16 protein-coding genes are annotated in these 19,489 nt (G+C 61.9%); 7 read left to right on the top strand and 9 right to left on the bottom strand.

Annotation, left to right across the window (positions count from 1 at the left end):
* Window positions 1-89: 89 nt before the first annotated feature.
* From rarD to K5Q02_RS01185, 4 genes are all read left to right on the top strand, one after another.
* Entirely contained in the window at window positions 90-974 is an 885-nt protein-coding gene (gene rarD / locus K5Q02_RS01170; protein ID WP_225835581.1) for an EamA family transporter RarD, read from the top strand.
* 165 nt (window positions 975-1,139) lie between these two features.
* Window positions 1,140-1,661 carry an RNA polymerase sigma factor gene (locus tag K5Q02_RS01175; protein ID WP_225835582.1) on the top strand — a complete coding sequence of 174 codons (522 nt, stop codon included), beginning with the start codon at window positions 1,140-1,142 and terminating at the stop codon, window positions 1,659-1,661.
* Window positions 1,658-2,629, top strand: a complete 972-nt coding sequence (locus K5Q02_RS01180) for a FecR family protein (protein WP_225835583.1) — start codon at window positions 1,658-1,660, stop codon at window positions 2,627-2,629. The genes K5Q02_RS01175 and K5Q02_RS01180 overlap by 4 nt, the downstream gene beginning before the upstream one ends.
* 86 nt (window positions 2,630-2,715) lie before the next feature.
* A complete protein-coding gene (locus K5Q02_RS01185; RefSeq protein ID WP_442963950.1) occupies window positions 2,716-5,190 on the top strand; it encodes a TonB-dependent siderophore receptor in 2,475 nt (824 codons plus the stop codon).
* Window positions 5,191-5,267: 77 nt separating this feature from the next.
* Here the strand turns inward: K5Q02_RS01185 and K5Q02_RS01190 are convergent, their stop codons facing one another.
* Window positions 5,268-5,786 (bottom strand): glycine cleavage system protein R, encoded by a 519-nt coding sequence (locus tag K5Q02_RS01190; RefSeq protein WP_225835584.1) that lies wholly within the window; start codon window positions 5,784-5,786, stop codon window positions 5,268-5,270.
* A gap of 23 nt (window positions 5,787-5,809) precedes the next feature.
* Complete coding sequence (locus tag K5Q02_RS01195; RefSeq protein WP_225835585.1) at window positions 5,810-6,256, bottom strand: GNAT family N-acetyltransferase; 447 nt, start codon at window positions 6,254-6,256, stop codon at window positions 5,810-5,812.
* A gap of 313 nt (window positions 6,257-6,569) precedes the next feature.
* Here K5Q02_RS01195 and K5Q02_RS01200 point away from each other — a divergent pair, with 313 nt between their 5' ends.
* Entirely contained in the window at window positions 6,570-8,747 is a 2,178-nt protein-coding gene (locus tag K5Q02_RS01200; RefSeq protein ID WP_225835586.1) for a malate synthase G, read from the top strand.
* 150 nt (window positions 8,748-8,897) lie between these two features.
* Here the strand turns inward: K5Q02_RS01200 and K5Q02_RS01205 are convergent, their stop codons facing one another.
* The gene (locus K5Q02_RS01205; RefSeq protein WP_225835587.1) at window positions 8,898-9,941 is read right to left on the bottom strand and encodes an acyltransferase family protein; all 1,044 of its coding nucleotides are present in this window, start codon (window positions 9,939-9,941) and stop codon (window positions 8,898-8,900) included.
* A gap of 86 nt (window positions 9,942-10,027) precedes the next feature.
* Window positions 10,028-11,068 carry a glycoside hydrolase family 5 protein gene (locus K5Q02_RS01210; RefSeq protein ID WP_225835588.1) on the bottom strand — a complete coding sequence of 347 codons (1,041 nt, stop codon included), beginning with the start codon at window positions 11,066-11,068 and terminating at the stop codon, window positions 10,028-10,030.
* A gap of 244 nt (window positions 11,069-11,312) precedes the next feature.
* On the opposite strand from K5Q02_RS01210, the gene K5Q02_RS01215 reads away from it, so the two are divergent.
* Together K5Q02_RS01215 and K5Q02_RS01220 are read left to right on the top strand one after the other, a co-directional pair.
* Window positions 11,313-13,244, top strand: coding sequence for a putative nucleotidyltransferase substrate binding domain-containing protein (locus K5Q02_RS01215; RefSeq protein WP_225835590.1), 1,932 nt, complete (start codon window positions 11,313-11,315; stop codon window positions 13,242-13,244).
* A complete protein-coding gene (locus K5Q02_RS01220) occupies window positions 13,241-13,948 on the top strand; it encodes a 3'-5' exonuclease (protein WP_225835592.1) in 708 nt (235 codons plus the stop codon). Before K5Q02_RS01215 ends, K5Q02_RS01220 begins: the two co-directional genes overlap by 4 nt.
* Before the next feature lie 292 nt (window positions 13,949-14,240).
* On the opposite strand, the gene K5Q02_RS01225 is transcribed toward K5Q02_RS01220, so the two are convergent.
* The 5 genes from K5Q02_RS01225 to creB form a co-directional block, all read right to left on the bottom strand.
* Window positions 14,241-14,543, bottom strand: coding sequence for a hypothetical protein (locus K5Q02_RS01225; RefSeq protein ID WP_225835594.1), 303 nt, complete (start codon window positions 14,541-14,543; stop codon window positions 14,241-14,243).
* 45 nt (window positions 14,544-14,588) lie between these two features.
* Entirely contained in the window at window positions 14,589-15,941 is a 1,353-nt protein-coding gene (gene creD / locus K5Q02_RS01230) for a cell envelope integrity protein CreD (protein ID WP_225835595.1), read from the bottom strand.
* Window positions 15,942-16,119: 178 nt separating this feature from the next.
* Complete coding sequence (locus tag K5Q02_RS01235) at window positions 16,120-16,557, bottom strand: CBS domain-containing protein (RefSeq protein ID WP_225835597.1); 438 nt, start codon at window positions 16,555-16,557, stop codon at window positions 16,120-16,122.
* 121 nt (window positions 16,558-16,678) lie between these two features.
* Entirely contained in the window at window positions 16,679-18,100 is a 1,422-nt protein-coding gene (creC, locus tag K5Q02_RS01240) for a two-component system sensor histidine kinase CreC (protein WP_225835599.1), read from the bottom strand.
* 31 nt (window positions 18,101-18,131) lie between these two features.
* Complete coding sequence (gene creB / locus K5Q02_RS01245; RefSeq protein ID WP_225835601.1) at window positions 18,132-18,809, bottom strand: two-component system response regulator CreB; 678 nt, start codon at window positions 18,807-18,809, stop codon at window positions 18,132-18,134.
* Window positions 18,810-19,489 lie beyond the last annotated feature (680 nt).

Below are 19,489 nucleotides of genomic sequence, written 5' to 3' on the forward strand. Positions count from 1 at the left end.
GCCGCCTGCGCCAGCTATAAAAAGCTGAACACACGGACAACTCAAGCACTAGAATGGTGCAACCCTCCACCGCCTTATCAAGGACTTACATGGCCACCGCAGACCTGCGCCGCGGCTACATCCTGGGCCTTTGTGCCTACGTCATCTGGGGCCTCTTCCCGCTCTATTTCAAGGCAATCCAGGCTGTTCCACCGCTCGAGATCATCGTTCACCGGGCGCTCTGGTCTGCCGTGTTCGGCGCACTGTTGTTGCTGGTATGGAAGCACCCGGGCTGGCTGCGCGAGTTGATCGACCACCCCAAACGCTTCGCCGTGCTGGCCATCAGCGGCTCGCTGATCGCCGGCAACTGGTTGGTCTATGTCTGGGCGGTGAATAACGGACGTATGCTCGAAGCCAGCCTGGGCTACTACATCAACCCGCTGGTCAACGTGCTGCTCGGCATGTTGATCCTCGGTGAGCGCTTGCGTCGTCTGCAATGGGTAGCCGTCGCGCTGGCAGCAGCTGGCGTCGCTCAACAGCTGTGGCAAGTCGGCAGCCTGCCCTGGGTGTCGCTGGCGTTGGCGCTGAGCTTCGCCGCCTACGGCCTGATCCGCAAGAAAGCACCCGTCGCTGCGCTACCGGGGCTGGTGGTGGAAACCTGGCTACTGTTGCCGCTGGCCATTGGCTGGATTCTTCTGCACCCTGCAGCGATGAGCAACCAGCCGGCATTCTGGACGACCACCGAGGCCTTGTGGCTGATGGCGGCCGGCCCCGTCACGCTGATTCCCCTGGTGTGCTTCAACGCGGCCGCGCGCCACCTGCCCTACACCACCCTGGGCTTTCTGCAGTACGTGGCGCCGACCCTGGTGCTGCTGCTGGCCGTGTTCGTTTTCGACGAGCACCTCGACCCGGTCAAGATCGTCGCCTTCGTGTTCATCTGGGCAGGCCTGGCGGTGTATAGCGTCGATGCCTGGCTGACTCTGCGCAAGCGCTAGCCAGCACTGTCGAGGGCAAGAATCTGCACCTGCAGGTTCTTGCCGCATGTCGAAAACGATCCTTTACACACAAAACCGACCACAAGCGATTGCAGGGCGTAGTTGCATCCTGCAATCATATGCGAATAGTTATTGCTTTATTTCTCCTTATTCGCGGAGCTACTTGTGTCGGTCGGGGAATCCACGCATCAGCAACTGACGGGCCAGCTCTATCGCGATCATCGCGACTGGCTACTCGGCTGGCTGCGTAAAAGCCTGAGCTGCCCACAGCGAGCCGAAGACCTCAGCCAGGACACCTTCGTCCGTGTGCTCGGCAAGCCGGATCTGCAACAGTTGCGCGAACCCCGCGCTCTGCTCGGCACCATTGCCCGCGGGCTGCTGATCGACCACTTCCGCCGCAACGCAGTTGAACGCGCCTACCTGGAAGAGCTGAGTCATACCCCTGAAGCGGTGCACGCCAGCCCGGAAGAACAGGCGCTGGTGCTCGAAGCCCTGCACGAAATTGATCGTCTGCTCGGCACGCTGTCGCTCAAGGCGCGCAGTGCTTTCCTCTACAACCGCCTGGACGGCCTCGGTCACGCCGAGATCGCCGAGCGTCTCGGCGTATCGGTTCCGCGCGTGCGCCAGTATCTCGCCCAGGCGGCGCGGCAGTGCTACATCGCCCTGTACGGAGAACCGACGGCATGATCGCCGCCTCTGCGCCGGTCAGTAATCGGGTACTGGAAGCCGCCATCCACTGGCAGCTCTGCCTCGACTCGGGCATGACCAGCGAGCGGGAGAAAGTCGAATTCCAGCGCTGGCTGGCCAGTGACCCCGAACATGTGCGCGCCTGGAAACAACTGACCGGCCTGGATCAGCAACTCGCTGTAGCGGCGGCACCCGCAGCGCGCAAGGCCCTGTTGCGTCGCCCAGCTGGCAGCCAGCGGCGCAACGTGAGCGGCCTGCTCGGTGTATTGCTGGCCGGCGTGCTTGGCCTTGGCCTGCTCAACCAGCAGCGCCCGCTAAGCGACTGGCTGGCTGATGAAGTGACCGCTGCTGGCGAACAGCGCGAACTGCAACTGGCAGATCACAGTCGGTTGCGCCTCAACAGTCGCAGTGCCGTAGATATCGATTTCAATCCCGAAGAGCGCAGGCTGTTCCTGCGCAGCGGCGAGATTCTCGTGGAAACTGCTCACGGCGATCCGCGCCCGTTCCTGGTCGATACCAGGCACGGCACCCTGCGCGCCCTGGGCACCCGCTTCCTGGTGCGCGAGGAAGATCAGGGCACCCAGCTGATCGTGCTGCAGTCCGCAGTGGCTGCACATCCACGGCACACCAACGACGAGCGGGTGATCCCGGAGGGTCAGCAAGTGCTGATGAGCAGCGACGCTCTGGGTGTCAGTCAGCCGGCGCCGGCCGCCGCAGACGCCTGGATGCACGGCATGCTGGTGGTGGAAAACGTGCGCCTGGCCGACCTGCTGGAGCGCCTCGGCGACTATCAGAACGGCCATCTGGGGGTCGACGACAGCATCGCCGATCTACGCATCAGCGGCAGTTTTCCGCTGCGTAACCTGGATCTGGCACTTGCCGCGCTACCCGCCAGCCTGCCGGTAAGCGTGGAGCGCTATACCAATTGGTGGATAAAGGTCGTGCCACAGCCGCAAACGCCGCAGTAAAAATAGTTCGCGCTGGCCCTATCACTTTCTGCATCTGCTTCGGCAATAGGAAATCGAGACTCATTTCCCTGTAGGAGCCACCTGCGATGCAGATGTTCAGCCGTACCCCGTTCCGTCCGAGCATGCTGGTCGCCGCCATGGCGCTGGTCAGCCTGCCCGCCCTCAGTCTGGCCCAGTCGACTGACTCAAGCGTGCGCACCTACCAGCTGCCCGCTGCACCGCTGGCCAGCTCCCTTAATCAAATCGCCGGCCAGGCCGGTGTGGTGCTGAGCATCGACCCAGGCCTGACCGCCGGCAAGAGCGCGCAACCAGTACAAGGCCAATTCGACACGGCTGGCGCCCTGCGTCAGGCACTTTCCGGCACGGGCCTGATGCTGGTACCCGGTACGGGAGGCACTTACAGCGTGCAGCCCGTGGCGGACAATGCCGCGGTGGCATTGCCTGAGACCACCATCAGCGCCGGCAGCGGCGTGGAAAGTGCCTGGGGCCCAACCACGGGCTATCTGGCAACCCGCACGGCGGCGGGTACCAAGACCGATACGTCGATTCTCGAAGCACCGCGCTCCATCTCCGTGGCGACACGTGAGCAGATGCAGGATCGCAAGGTTCAGAATCTGGATGATGCCGTGCGTTACATGCCCGGCGTGATCGCCAGCAGCTATGGCAGTGACAGCCGCACTGAATGGATGAAGATTCGTGGCTTCGAGCCAATCCAGATGCTCGACGGCCTGCCGCTGCCCAAGGGCACCTACGTGATGCCCAAGCTGGAAACCTGGAACCTGGAGCGCGTCGCCCTGCTTCGCGGCCCGGCCTCCTCGGTTTACGGCCAAACACCTCCGGGCGGTCTGCTGGATATGGTCAGTCGGCGCCCGGAGAATGTCAGCAGCAACGAGATACAGCTGCAAGTCGGCACCTTCCAGCACAAGCAGATCAGCTTCGACAGCACCGGCCGCCTCGATGACGAGGGGCGCTTCCTTTACCGTATCGGTGGTGTACTGCGCGACAGCGGTACGGCGATCGAGCATATCGACGATCAACGTTTCAACATCGCGCCCAGCTTGACCTGGAACATAGCCGACGACACCAAGCTGACCTTCCTCAGCCAGTTCAACCGTGACGATACCGGCACCACCAGCCAGTTCCTGCCGCTGCAAGGCACCAAGCTAGCCACACCGGCTGGCAAGGTGGACTACCACAAGAATCTCGGCGATCCGGACTGGGAGTTCTATGACAAGGACTATTACGCGCTGGGCTACGCCTTCGAGCATCGCATCAACGATATGTGGCAGTTCCGTCAGAACTTGCGTTATACCAAGAGCGATCTGGAGTTTCAGAGCATTACGGCGGGTGGCAATGCTTTCTCGGTCGCTGATGACGGCACCCTGGATCGTGGTGCCAACGTAGTCAACGAGGATGTCAGCCAGTTTGCGGTAGACACCAACCTGCAGGCCGACTTCGATACTGGTGCGCTGAAGCACACCCTACTAATGGGCTTGGACTACCAACGCGTGAATACCAACTACCAGTGGTTATTCGGCGGGGCATATCTGTACGACGCCAACTTCAACATCATTGGTATCAACGTACCGCAGAGCAACATCATCACACCGATCTACGGCCAGGATTTCAGCAACGTTTCCTACAGCGCGTTTCAGGACTACAACCAGAAACGCCACAGCACGGGTCTGTATCTCCAGGATCAGATCGCCCTCGACAACTGGCGCCTGACATTGGGCGGTCGTCAGGATTGGCTCAGCAGCGACACCACGTTCTACAACGCAGGCAATGCCGAAGACAGTCGCCGCGATAGCGCCTTCAGTGGCAATGCCGCGCTGAGTTACGTATTCGACTCCGGCTTCACCCCTTATGTGTCTTACGCCGAATCATTCCAGGCAGAGGCAGGAGGCAGTGGCGGTCGTACCTTCCGGCCCAGTACGGGCAAGCAGTATGAGCTGGGCATCAAATATCAACCGCCAGGCAGTGAAATGCTGTTTACAGCGGCGGCCTATGACCTGAAGCGGCAGAACATCATCACGACCAGCACAGCCGGTGCCACCGAACCGGTTCGGGAAGTGCAGGTGCGTGGCCTGGAGCTGGAGGCAGTGGGTAACGTCAATGACAACCTAAAGATCACGGCCGCCTATACCTACGCAAACAGCAAGATGACCAAAGTCGGCGACCCGCGGGACAAGAACAGGGCGCTGCCCCTGACGCCTGAAAACCAGGCATCGATATGGGCCGACTACACCTGGAATGACGGCACATTAGCCGGATTTGGTGTTGGTTTCGGCGCACGCTACATCGGCGAAACCAACAACATTGCCGTCGGCAGCATGGGCTTCGTACGCGACGTCTCGGACGGCCACACCCGCTCCTATACCGTCTACGATGCTGCACTGCGTTACGACCTGGGCCGATTCAACAATACCCTGGAAGGCGCCAGCGTTGCCCTGAATGCCAAGAACCTGTTCGACAAGGAATACCTGTCGACCTGCGATGGTTTCTACTGCTACTACGGCGACCCGCGTAGCGTGGTCGCCAGCGTCGACTACAAATGGTGATCCGCTAGCCCTGTAAAGACAAGGCCGCCCCATTGGGCGGCCTTGTCGTTTCGATCACCCTCATTGGTGACGCAAGACTAGTCCTCCATCCGCAACTTCAACTCCACCATCAAATCGTCCGCCAGGGTTTCCAGCGAGGTCTGCAGCGTACTCAGCGGCAGGCCTTCCGGTACTGCCAGGGTCGCCTGCGCGTGGAACAGTGGCTCGCCGCTCATGGGCGCGGGCGTCACGTCGGTGACCAGGCTTTCCAGGTTGACGCCGTTGGCCGCCAGCAGCTGCGTGATATCGCGCACGATACCCGGGCGGTCATTGCCCAATAGATCGAGATGGATCGATTTCCAGGTGCAGTCTGGCTCGGCGCCAGCCGACGCAAGCTGAACACGAATACCCTGGGCGCTCAGCTCGCCCAAGGCCTCCATAAGCGCGCCGTGTGATGCGGCTGGAACGTCCACCCGCAGGATTCCCGCGAACTGTCCTGCCATACGCGACATGCGGCTTTCCAGCCAGTTGCCACCATGCTTCGCCACGCACTGTGCGACACGCTCGACCAGGCCGGGTTGATCCTGGGCGATAACGGTCAGTATCAGATGATCCATGCTCACGTCCTCGTCGTTGGTGCTCAGCTCAGGTCGAGCCAGTAAGTAAGGTAAACCGCATCCCGGACATAACCGAGGCGTTCGTAGAGGGACTGCGCCGTCAGGTTGGTTCTTGCCGTTTCCAACTGCAACCCGCAGGCGCCGGTGTTCAGTGCATGCTGCCGGGCAGCGTCGAGCATCTGTTCGCCAATGCCCTGGCGCCGCGCGCGATCGGCGACGTACAGATCGCTCAGCAACAGACTTGGGCGCAAAGCCAGTGAGGCGTACAGCGGGTAGAGCTGCACGAAGCCCTGAGCAACCCCTTGTTCATCACGGGCGATAAAGATCGTCGAGTCGCCCCGTTCGAGACGCGCCGCCAGGAAATCTCGCACCTGTGCAGCGCTCTTGGCCACGGCATAAAAATGCAGATAGGCCGCAAACAGCGGCGCCAGGTCATCAAGATCGGCAGTGGCGGCAACACGTATCGGCATGATCGACTCCTCGCAGGTGGTCTGCAGTATAGGCCGTCTCGCCATCTCGGCCTGCAGCCTTGAGTACGACCAAGGTAGCGACGACCATTTCTGGACTGTTTTTCCCGACTCGTTCATGTAGTATCTGAAAAAACCCACTACATAATCCAACCCCAGTCCTGCTGGTTGTGGAAAACCCCGCTCACGAAGCATCTCCAGACATGCCGCATCGACAAAGGGCAGCCGTCTACAACGGCCCCGATAGCGATATGTCTGCGCAGCACCGAGGGTTCCCCCGCCGTTACAGTGGCTAAGCGAAGCAGAGAGGCGAGAGATGACTGAGCGTATTCAAGTCGGTGGCCTGCAGGTCGCCAAGGTGCTGTTCGATTTCATCAATGACGAAGCCATTCCCGGCAGCGGCGTCACCACCGAGGCATTCTGGGCCGGCGCCGATGCGGTGTTCCGTGACCTGGCACCGAAAAACCGTGCCCTGCTCGACAAGCGCGATCAGTTGCAGGCGCAGATCGATGGCTGGCACCGTGAGCAGTCCGGCAAGCCACACGACGCGGTGGCCTACAAGGCATTTCTGCAGCAGATCGGCTACCTGCAGCAGCAGCCCGATCAGGTGCAGGCCAGCACCGAAAACGTCGATGACGAAATCGCCCGCATGGCAGGCCCGCAGTTGGTCGTGCCGGTGATGAACGCGCGCTTCGCGCTGAACGCCTCCAACGCACGCTGGGGTTCGCTGTACGACGCGCTCTACGGCACCGACGCGATCAGCTTCGAGGCCGGCGCCGAAAAGAGCAAAGGCTATAACAAGGTACGCGGCGACAAGGTCATCGCCTTCGCCCGCGCCTTTCTCGATGAAAGCGCGCCGCTGGCGACCGGCTCCCACGTCGATACCACGGGCTATCGCATCGAAGGCGACAAGCTGCTGGTCACCCTCAACAATGGTGATATCAGCGGGCTGCGCGATGCCAGCCAACTGGTCGGCTTCCAAGGCGAGGCCAGCGCGCCAATCGCCATTCTGCTCAAGCACAACGGTCTGCACTTCGAAATTCAGATCGACGCCAGCAGCCCGATCGGCAGCACCGATGCCGCCGGCGTGAAAGACCTGCTGATGGAGTCCGCACTGACCACCATCATGGACTGCGAAGACTCGGTAGCCGCCGTCGATGCCGACGACAAGACCCTGGTCTACCGCAACTGGCTGGGCCTGATGAAGGGCGACCTGAGCGAGGAGGTCAGCAAGGGCGGCAGCACCTTCACCCGCACCATGAACCCGGATCGCGTCTATACCCGCCCGGATGGCGGCGAGCTGCCCCTGCACGGGCGCAGCCTGCTGTTCGTGCGCAACGTCGGCCACCTGATGACCAACCCGGCGGTACTCGACGCCAGCGGCAACGAGCTGCCGGAAGGCATTCTCGATGCGCTCTGCACCAGCCTGGCCGCGCTGCACAACCTCAACGGCAACAGCAGCCGCGCCAATACCCGCACCGGCTCGGTGTACATCGTCAAACCGAAAATGCATGGCCCCGAGGAAGTGGCGTTCACCAGCGAGCTGTTCGGTCGTGTCGAACAGGTGCTGGGCCTGCCGCGCAACACCCTGAAAGTCGGCATCATGGACGAGGAGCGCCGCACCACCGTTAACCTCAAGGCCTGCATCGCCGCAGCCAGTGAACGCGTGGTGTTCATCAATACGGGTTTCCTCGACCGCACTGGCGACGAGATCCACACCTCCATGGAAGCCGGCGCCGTGGTGCGCAAGGCCGCCATGAAGAGCGAGAAGTGGATCGGCGCTTACGAAAATAACAACGTCGACGTTGGCCTGGCCACCGGCCTGCAGGGCCGTGCGCAGATCGGCAAGGGCATGTGGGCCATGCCCGACTTGATGGCGGCCATGCTCGAACAGAAGATCGGCCACCCGCTGGCCGGCGCCAATACCGCCTGGGTGCCCTCGCCGACCGCTGCCACCCTGCACGCCTTGCACTACCACAAGGTCGACGTGTTCGCTCGCCAGGCCGAACTGGCCAAGCGTACACCAGCGTCGCTGGACGAAATCCTCAGCATTCCGCTGGCGCCAAGCACCGACTGGAGTGCCGAGGAAATCCGCAACGAGCTGGACAACAACGCCCAGGGCATTCTCGGTTACGTGGTGCGCTGGATCGATCAGGGCGTCGGTTGCTCCAAGGTACCAGACATCAACGACGTAGGCCTGATGGAAGACCGCGCCACCCTGCGTATCTCCAGCCAGTTGCTGGCCAACTGGCTGCGCCATGGCGTGGTCAGTGAGCAGCAGGTGCTGGAAAGCCTCAAGCGCATGGCCCCGGTGGTCGACCGGCAGAACGCAGGCGATCCGCTGTACCGCCCAATGGCGCCGGATTTCGACGGCAACATCGCCTTCCAGGCTGCTCTGGAACTGGTGCTGGAAGGCACAAAACAACCTAACGGTTATACCGAGCCCGTACTGCACCGCCGCCGCCGCGAGCTGAAAGCCAGTCAGGCACGCTAAGCGCCCACGCAAAAAGAAAACCGCCGAAAGGCGGTTTTTTTTTGCGTCCAGCAAGGCTCGCGTCGTCACTAACCCGGGTGTCGCTTCGCTCGACGCCGGGCTACAAAATCGCTCCGTAGCCTGCGGTTGAGCACAGCGATACCCAAGTCTTCACCCAGCCGGCTGCACCGCAACCCGACGCTGCTGCCAGCGATAGGCGGAGAAACGTTTAGGCGCTTCGTACAGCCAGTTGATGCCCAGCGCCTGGAGAATCTTCGCCGCGATGATCGGCAGCACTACGCCAGCCAGGCAGCCGGCGACGATATGCAGGGTGTCGTCGTTGATGCCCAGAAACTTGCTCAGGATCACCCGCATGCCACTGCCGGCGAGGATGTGCATGAGGAATATCGGCATCGACAGCGCGCCCAGGGTCAGCACCCAGCCCAGCGGGCGACGCGCCAGCACCATGCACAGGCTGACGGTGAACAGAATGCCGATGAACGCCACCACCAGCGATGCCGCACCGCGATCCGCGTAGGTCAGCCCCAGTGGGCCGTGGAACAGATACTGCGCCACGACGAAAGCCAGGCCGCTGCCCAGCGTGAATGCCGAAGCACGCGCCTCGATGCCATCACGGATCTGGTTGAACCAGACGCCAAGGGCGAAGAACACGAAATTCTGCGCCAGGAACACCAGAGCAGCGACACGTGGCGTCCACTGTTGCAGCAGGTAGAACAGCGCGCTGAGCACCAGCAGCGGCAGGAACGCCCGCGTGGAAAAACGGCGATAGAGCAGGATCGCCAGGCAGAAGGCGGCGAACAGCGCATACAGGAACCAGAACTGCGCTCGCGGCGACCACAGCAGCGCCAGCACTTCGCCCATCCCCACGCCACCATTGGTGTAGCGCGCCAGTACCACCTCGATACTGCCCTGCAGCAGCGACCACAATACGAAGGGATAGAAAATGGTATCGATCTTGTTGCAGAACAGCCCGCCACTGCCGCGATTGTTCAGCGAATGCCAGAAGAACAACCCGGAGAGGAAGAAGAACAGCGGCATGTGAAAGGTGTAGATGATGCTGTCCACCAGCTCATGGAAGGCCACGTTCTCGGTGATGATTCCACCGTTGAGCAGGCCGCGCACCACATGGCCATAGACCACCAGCAGAATGCCGATTGCCTTGGCGTAATCCACCCACAGATTGCGGTTTGTCATGTGTGCATCCTTGAGATGAGGTACAGCGAGGGGACGGTGGCGACAGCAAGCGTGTCGCCCCGCTCATCAGAGCACCAACGCGAGCCTCAGGTTCCCGGGCCGATGCTGGTGCAGTTACCGCCACCCAGGTACTTCTGCAAGACTGCCCATTGCGGCCGGTCGACACCCTTGATCGGCTCGATCGAGAGTTTGTGCTTGCCCCACGAAGGGCCAGCCGCCCAGTAGGTGAACGGGATGCAGTGCTTCTGCAGATAGGCAAGGGTCTGATCCAGCGCCTTCAGGCCGCTCTCATCGTCGGCCGGCACACCGAACTCGCCGATATGGCCCTTCTTGTTGTGCTTGATCAGCCAGTTGACGAACGGTTCGATACGCTTGACGCCAATCTGCGGGTCAAGATTGGGCGCCAGGGCCTGCTTGTAGCTGCCACTGCTGTCAGGGTCGATGTACATGTGTGCGGAATAGACGATGTTGTTCGCCGGGTCTTTCAGATCCAGCAGCGCATCGTTGAGTTTCGGCCACTGAGTCGCCGACGAATACTGGGCGCCCTCGACGTACACCGCATTCTTCGAATCGTGCTTGCGCACCCCGTCGATGCCGGCCTGGGCCACCTCCGGCCAGAACTTGTTGGCCGCGCCGTAGGGCTCGTTCATCAGGTCGTAGGAATACACCGCAGGGTTATCGCCCCAGCGCTCGGCAATGCGCTCCATTAGATTCTGATAAGCGGAGATGGGCACATCGTCAGTGCCGATCACTTTGCCGTAGTAACGCCCGTAGTTGTGCACGTCGAGCATCACCTCGATGCCGCTCTGGTGGGCTTCGGTCAGGGTCTTGTCGATCAGCTTGGCGTAGCTTTCATCGAACTTGCCATTGGCCTTGGGCTGCAGGCGCTCCCACTGGATGGAGAAGCGCACCCAGCTGATGCCTTTCTGCTGCCACTTGGTGTAGTAGCCGGGCGGCGGGAAGAAGAAATTGGTGCCGTGCTTGCCGGGAATGTGCGAACTGGCGAATGCCGCGCCCGCCACGTTGATGCCGATCAGCTCGATGGGCTTCTGCTGCGCGCTGGCGCTGCATGTCAGCATGACGCCGAGCCCAAGGGCCAAGGCTCGGCCAAGAAGGTTGCTGCTCATGGTGCCTCTCCTCTGTCTCCGGAATGGAACGAAGCGCTCCGGATTAAAAATGCGTCTCAGACAAAATGCGTCCCAGACAAAACAGGACGCCAAATGACCGCAGAGGTTCAAGACCGGCCGGTGTAATCTCGTGACAATCGATAAAGCGCAGGGCACCAACAGGGCATCCTAGACTTACGTCCTATGTCGATTCGCGGCCCAGGCCGCCACCATGTCGCTACAAGAACAAAAGGATAAGCGAGCGATGAAACCAGCGGACGACTTCGCCCTGGCCGGCAAGACCGCGGTGCAGCAGAACATCCACGGCACCATGGAGTTTTTGCAGAAGTTTCCACCGTTCAACCAGATGGATACCGCCCACCTCGCCTATCTGGTCGAACACTGCCAACTGCGTTTCTATGGCGAGGGCGACACCATCATCCACCCGGACGATGGCCCGGTGCAGCACCTCTACATCGTCAAGCAGGGTCGCGTGCATGGCCAGCGCCCGCACTCGGCGCGGCGCGGCACGGAAACCACCTTCGAGATCACCAGCGGCGAGTGCTTTCCCATGGCCGCGCTGATCGGTGAACGGGCCACGCGCACCGCTCACCTGGCCGCCGAAGACACCTTCTGCCTGCTGCTCGACAAGGCCGCCTTCGCCCGTCTGTTCGCGCAGTCCACACCCTTGCGCGATTTCGCCCTGCGCGGCGTCAGCAGCCTGCTCGATCAGGTCAACCAGCAGGTGCAGATGCGCGCGGTGGAAACCCTCGGCTCGCAGTATTCGCTGGATACCCGCCTGGGCGAGCTGGCCATGCGCCAACCGATCGCCTGTGCACCGGACATGCCCTTGCGTGATGCCGTGCGGCTGATGCACGAACAGCAGGTCGGCAGCATCGTCATCGTCGATCCCGGCCTGCGCCCACAGGGCATTTTCACCCTGCGTGACCTGCGTCGTGCGGTGGCGGACGGCAGTTCGCTGGAGTTGCCTATCGACAGCCTGATGACCCAGTCGCCGTTCCACCTGCCGCCGAGTGCCAGCGCCTTCGATGCCGCCATCGCCATGACCGAGCGTCATATCGCCCACGTCTGCCTGGTCGAACAGGGCAAGCTCTGCGGCGTGGTTTCCGAACGCGACCTGTTTTCCCTGCAGCGCGTCGATCTGGTGCACCTGGCCCGCACCATTCGCCACGCCGGCCGGGTGGAAACCCTCGCCGCACTGCGTGAAGACATCCGCCAACTGGTCGACCGCATGCTTGCCCACGGCGCCAGCGCCAGCCAGATCACCCATATCGTCACCCTGCTCAATGACCACACCGTGTGCCGGGTGATCGAGCTGACCCTCGAAGACCTGGGCGACCCCGGCATTGCGTTCACCTGGCTGTGTTTCGGCAGCGAGGGGCGTCGCGAGCAAACCCTGCACACCGACCAGGACAACGGCATTCTCTTCGAGGCCGCAGACGGTGCAGAAGCCGCAGCGATCCGCGGTCGCCTGCTGCCCCTGGCCATGGAGATCAATCAACGCCTGGCGCAATGCGGATTCAGCCTGTGCAAGGGCGACATCATGGCCGGCAACCCGCAACTGTGCCTGTCGCGCCAGGAATGGTCGCGACGCTTTGCCGGTTTCGTGCGTGAAGCCTCGCCGGAGAACCTGCTGGCCTCGACCATCTACTTCGACCTGCGCACCGTATGGGGCGATGCCAGCGGCTGCGAAAAACTACGCGACGAGTTGCTCGGGCAGATCGCCGACAACCGCCTGTTCCAGCGCATGATGGCCGAGAACGCCCTGCGCCAGCGGCCGCCCGTTGGGCGCTTTCGGGATTTCGTGGTGGCCCGTCGCGGCGCCGAGAAGGACACCCTGGATCTCAAGTCCCAGGGACTGACGCCCTTCGTCGACGGCGCCCGCCTGCTGGCCCTGGCCCATGGCATCAAGGCCTGCAATACCCAGCAGCGCCTGCGCGAACTGATCGACCGAGAAATCATCGATCCGCTGGATGGCGCGGCCTACGAAGAGGCTTATCACTTCATCCAGCAGACGCGCCTGCAACAGCACCAGTTGCAGGCTCGCCAGTCCCAGCCGTATTCCAACCGCCTCGACCCGGACAGCCTCAATCATCTGGATCGGCGCATCCTTCGTGAATCCTTTCGTCAGGCCCAGCGCCTGCAAAGCAGCCTGACGCTACGCTACCAGTTATGAATGCACTCACCTGGCTGACCCGCCGCCATTCGACCCTGCCTCCTGAACAGCAACGCCGCCGCGATGCACTGCCCGCTCCCGCCGTAGTGGATGAAACACCGCTGGCGCAGCAACGCCTGGTGGTGCTCGATCTGGAAACCAGCGGGCTGGACATGAAGCGCGACCAGGTGCTGTCGATCGGTGCCATCGTCATCGACAACGGCGCCATCCAGCTTGGCCAGCAATTCGAATGCACCCTGCACCGCGACGATCATCGAGTCAGCGCCAGCGTGCTGATCCACGGCCTGGCGCCCAGCGCCATTGCCGCCGGCATCGAGCCGGGTGAAGCGCTGCTGGCATTCATGGAGTTTCTTGGCGACAGCCCGCTGCTGGCCTTTCACGCCGGTTTCGACCAACGCATGCTCGCCCGCGCCCTGAAAGAGACCCTGAACCTGCGCCTGCGTCATCCCTTCTTCGACGTCGCCGAACTGGCCCCTCTGCTCTGCCCCCAGGCAGAAATCCGCAACGGCGGCCTGGACGACTGGACGAAACATTTCGGCCTGCAGGTGCAGCAACGCCACCACGCCAGCGCCGATGCCCTGGTAACCGCCGAACTCGCGCTGATCCTGTTCAGCCGGGCTCGTAAACAGCAGATCGACAGCCTCAAGGCCCTGGAACAACGCCTCGCCGGCTGGCGTAGGCGGCAGCAGGCGCCGTCGTTGTAATCGCTCCCGGGCATCGCTTCGCTCGCCCCAGGCGACGGAGCCCAGGCTGGTAGCCTGTGATCGAAAGCAGCGATACCCAGGATGGCGTCTCACCTGCCGCTTGCACGTCGTACTCCCAGCGGCTGGCATTCCAGCGCCCCAATGATCTGTGCCTATGACGGCGTGCGCCCAAGCGGCTTGGGCGACCGCCGGCCATCGATGCTTATCGGCCAAGGTGCGGGAAACAACTGGGCGATGCAGCGCGCCAGTTGCCGCCCAGCGTTGCGCTCCTCGCGCAACCCGACACGCCCGCTCATCGCCGGTACCACAGGCGGAAGAAACCCAGCCCGAACAGCAGGGCGATCTGCATCATCGCCACGCACAGTTGCAGAAACGACTGCACAGAGCTGTTCGCCGCCGCATCGGTCACGCCGGTCAGCGTGTTCCAGAACGGCTCGGGCAACAGCTGCAGACCAAGCTGAGCGAAGGGCCAGCCGCTGAGCATCAGCAGCTCGATCCAATCGAAGCGGCCGACGAACATCATGGCGATCAGCAGCACACCGGCGATACACAGGCCAAGGGCGAAGCAGGCGGAGAATTGAAGTAACAGGCGCATGGCGGTCTCCAGGGGGCGTGCGAACCGCACACCCCAGCAAGTTGATCAGGGGGTTGGCTGAGTTTCGCTGGTGGCCGGGCGGCCTACGCCGTACCAGTCCAGCTTGCGGGTCAGCACCATCACGCAGCCCAGTACGCCGAACACCAGCAGCGAGCCCATCAGCAGGGCGTAGTCTTCGGCGCCGAGCAGGCCGTAGAGCAGCCCGTACAAGGCCGCCAGCAACACGCCGAAGGCAGCACCTCGCGACCAGCTACGCAACACGCTGCTGACATAGAAGGTGTTCAGCGCCACGCAGCCCAGAGCGGACAACCCATAAGCGATGGCGAACCCCAAATGCTCGGACAGCGACAGCAACAGCAGGTAGAACAGCGCCAGCGACAGGCCCACCAGGGCGTACTGCACCGGGTGCACGGCCAGGCGCTTGAGTACCTCGAAGAGGAAGAACACGGCGAAGGTCAGGGTGACGAACAGCAGCGCGTACTTGATGGCCCGGTCGGCCTTGAGGTACTGGTCTACCGGCTCGATGAAGCTCACTCCGAACGCGCGGTTCTGCATGGCCGAGCAGGAGCCGCTAACGCAGCTACTCAAGGCATCCTGCATGTCGGTGGCGAAGAAACTGGTCTGCCATTTGGCGGTGAAGCCCTGCTCGGTCACTTCGCGCTGGCTCGGCAGGAACTCACCGACGAAGCTCGGGTGCGGCCAGTCCGAACGCAGGGTTACCTGACTTTCGCGGCCGACCGGGGTGATGCTCAATTGCTCGGTGCCCTGCAGTTTCAGGTCGAAGGCGAAGGTGTAGGCCTGCTCGTCACGGCTGTCACGCGTGGGTAGCGGTACGTGTACGCCGCTGCCGAAGCTTTCGTCGCCGCTGCCCGGCTCGAAGCTCAGGCTGGCTCCGTTGAGCTGCAGCTTGAGATCATTGCCGATGCCGCGCACATCGCTGATGCCGACGGCCACGAAAGGATCGCCGAAACGGAACGCCTCGACGTCGCTGACACCGTAGTTGGCCGGCACCCGAAACTCGCCGCTTACCTTGCTATCGCTGTGATACAGGCGCGCCTGATAGATACCGCGATAACGCAGCTCGGTGCGCACGTCACCATCGAGGCTGAAACGCTCCGGCAGGAAGTACAGGCGGCCCTGTTCGATCGATTCTTCCTGATAACGCTCTTCGCTGTCCTTGCGGGTTTTCCAGGTCAGCACTTTCTTGCGATAGGGCACCACCAGAATCGGCCCGGTGATCTGCTGGGCGTAACTGGAGCTACGGGCGATATCGCGCAGCACGTCGTTACGCAGGCTCTGGCGCTCATTGACCAGGCCATCGATCAGCAACAGGGGAATCATCAACAGCAGAATCAGCAGGGCAATGGTGCCCAGTTTCAACATCAGGCTTCGGTTCATGGCACAGCGCTCCGTGCAGTTGGGATGCACGCAGTCTGGCCACGCCCCATGGAGGCAGCGTGGAGTAGAGATGGAGATTGTGTGGCAATTGTGCGAGCCGCCAGACGCCTAAGTGTTCTGGCGGGAAGCCCGTTTTCGAGAAATCCCGGTGCTCACCGGCCGCTGGCGATGGCGAGACTCACTCACCGCGGATGTACTGCTCCAGGTGCTGAATCAGGTCTTCCTGGGCGCTGATGATGTCCTTCACCAGGTCACCAATCGACAGCAGGCCGATCAGTTGGCCGTCGTCCACAACCGGCAGGTGACGCAGGCGGCCGCTGGTCATCAGCTCCATGCAGCGTCGGCTGTCTTCTGCGCTGGTCACGGTGATCACCTTGCTGGTCATGATGTCACTGACCTTGAGGTTGGCCGGCGAACGCTCCTGCACGGCCACCTTGCGCACATAGTCGCGCTCGCTGACGATGCCAGCCAGGCGCTCGCCTTCGAGTACCACGAGGGCGCCGATACCCTTTTCGGCCATCAGCTTCACCGCAGCGAAAACGCTGCTGTCAGGAGCGACACTGTATACGTTGGAAATCGGCTTGCTCTTCAGTACTTCGGCCACGGTCTTTTTCATGCGCGTTCTTCCTGTCCCGGTCGATTGGCGATCCGCTTCAGAATAGCCAAAGCGCAGGCATCTGTGCGAAGTGGATCGTGTGCGCGTCGCTGCCTGCATGGTCGGCGTCGTGGCAGCAGGCTCAGTAGGCGAAGCGCAGACTCACTTCCACGCCATCGGCGACATTGGCGATGCTCAGCGTCGCGCCGTGCAGGTCGGCCACTTCCTGCACGAAATTGAGCCCCAGACCGGTGCTCTTGCGCCCGGTAGCTGGCCGCGCCAGGGAGTAAAAGCGTTCGGTCAGGCGCGGCAGTGCGTAGTCCGGTATCGCCGGCCCCTGATTGAACAGACGCACAAGCAGGTGGTTATCGTCGCTTTCGGCCGAGAAGCGGATCAGCCCGCCCGCAGGGGTGAAGTCCAGGGCATTGTCGAGCAGATTGGCCAGCGCCTGACGCAACAGAAACCGCTCGCCCGGCACCGTATGGTTGGGCGTCACAAGGTTATCCACATGCAAAGCGTTACGCTCGATTCGCGCCACCTGCGCCTGCACGAGACTGTCGATAAGCGGCTGAAGCGGCACCGCCACGCGCTCCTCCAGCCCCTGACGCTGCTCGACCTGAGCCAGATGCAGCAGGCGCTCGACGAGGTTCTGCAAACGCTCGCCCTCCTCCGCGATATTGGCCACGAAACGCTGGCGCTGGGCTTCGGGCATATCGGTTTCCAGCAGCTCGGCTGCGCCACGGATCGCTGCCAGAGGGCTTTTCAATTCATGGGTCAGGGTGTGCACGTAGCGCTCGACATAGGCCTTGCCCTCCAGCTCGGTGCGCATGCGCTCCACCGCCTGGGCCAACTGTCCGAGCTCACCGCCGCGCACCGAGGGCAACTCTGCTCTCTGCCCCTCGCTGACCGCCTGGGCATAACGGGTCAGGCGACGCAGCGAGCCGCTGAGCCACCAACTGAGCAGCCCGCCGATCAGCAAGCCCAGACCGATCAGCCCCGCTCCCAGCCAGCCAAGCCGCCGTTGCGACCGCTCGATGTAAGGCTGCAGCGTACGATTCGGCTTGGCCACCGACACCACGCCGAGAATGCGCCCGTCGTCAATGATCGGCGCCGCCACATACATCACCGAAGAGTCCGGGTCGCTGGGATCTTCACGGGTCGAGCGCACACCGTAGCGCCCCTGCAACGTCAGATAGACGTCGTTCCAGCGCGAGTAGTCCTGGCCCACCGCCAGGCCGCTGGAGTCAAGCAGCACGACGCCCTGATCGTCGGTGACATAGATACGATGGTTGACCTGATTCTTCGGCACGCCCCAGATCTGCGCCTGGGGCTGACGCAGCCCGTAGGCCTTGAGCAGCCCGGGCAGTCGCCCCTGGGTCAGGTGACCTGACTTGACGTCCTCGCGAAGGATCTCCGCCAGCAGGTGCGCGGTATCGACCAGGGTTTCCTCGGTGGACTGGCGCACGCCAGGGCGGATTTCGTCCATCACCGTGCTCAGCACGAACCAGCCGGACAAACCGACGAACAGGAAATACACCAGGAAGATACGGACCCCGAGCGGCATCAGCGAAACTCCTGAGAGGTGAGCATCAGGCCTACTCCAGCTTCAGGCTGTAGCCCAGGCCACGGTGCGTCTGGATCGGCTCGGCCTGGGGCGCGATCTGCCGCAGCTTGGCACGCAGACTCTTGATGTGGCTGTCGATATTGCGTTCGTAACCGGCATCCGCCGCGACGCCCAGGGCATCGAGGAGCTGCTCGCGGCTGAACACGCGCTCCGGTTGCCCCAGCAGGCATTGCAGCAGCTGGAACTCCAAACGGGTCAGACTCAGGGTATGACCGTGATAGTCGATGCGCACCCGCTCGCTGTCGAGTCGGAACGGCCCATCGACGGCTCTGCTGGCAACCTCGCGAGGGCTGACGCGCTTGAGAATAGCTTTGACCCGAGCAGCCACTTCGCGGGGGCTGAAGGGTTTTACCACGTAATCGTCGGCGCCGATTTCCAGGCCCACCACGCGGTCGATCTCATCGTTGCGCGCAGTGAGAAACATCACCGGCACCTCGGAAAAGCGCCGTAGACGTTTGCAGGCTTCGAAACCGCTGATATCCGGTAGCCCGACATCGAGAATCACCAGATCGAAGGCTTCACGTTCCAACAGCGTCAACGCTTCACCGGCCAGGGTCGACCAACGGGTAGCGAAACCCTCGGCTTGCAGGGCATACACCAGCGTATCGGCAATCGCGGCTTCATCTTCGACGATCAGGATGGTCGCCATGATGGCATCCTTGCAGCACTTGGGTTGCGGAGCCTGCGTGAGCCCACCGTCCTCGTCAATAGTCAGCACCTCCAACGGCTATGCACAAAAGACGTGGATCAATCTGTGGATAAGCTTGGCATGAAGCGCTACAGCCCTCGGATACTGGGCGCCACGGCCAAGCGATCATTATTTGACCAAATACTTACCCACAAACAGGCTTCTGCCAAACCATTGTAAACAAAGAATTTTAGTCAACAGACAAATGCATTTTCGGCATCATCTATCAGTGCACAATTTACGTGGACGAAGCTGTGGATAATCCTTGTATGAACAGCGCCGCACCACGTGATACGTGGCCTGCAAGGCGTCGTACATTTTATGAACAGAACAACTAAGCCCATGAAAATAGTTGGAAATCTGGAATTTAGCAGTTAACCCAAGCAACGGACATCAAACCACGCACACAGCTATGCACAGTTGTAGTGGAGTAATCTGTTGATAACCTTGGGATGAGCAGCGGCGAGGCATGTCGGGCGCGGCCTCCAGCGCGCTGTTCAATTTTCGAACAGATATGCATGAAGCCTTACAAGCCGCTGTATTTGCTTGACTTTACCTGATCAGGTAGGTGCCTAAACGCAGTATCACAGGGTTATTCGCTATACACAGTTATCGTGGACGAACCTGTGGACAACCATGGG

The organism is Pseudomonas sp. MM211, from assembly GCF_020386635.1.
Lineage (GTDB): Bacteria > Pseudomonadota > Gammaproteobacteria > Pseudomonadales > Pseudomonadaceae > Aquipseudomonas.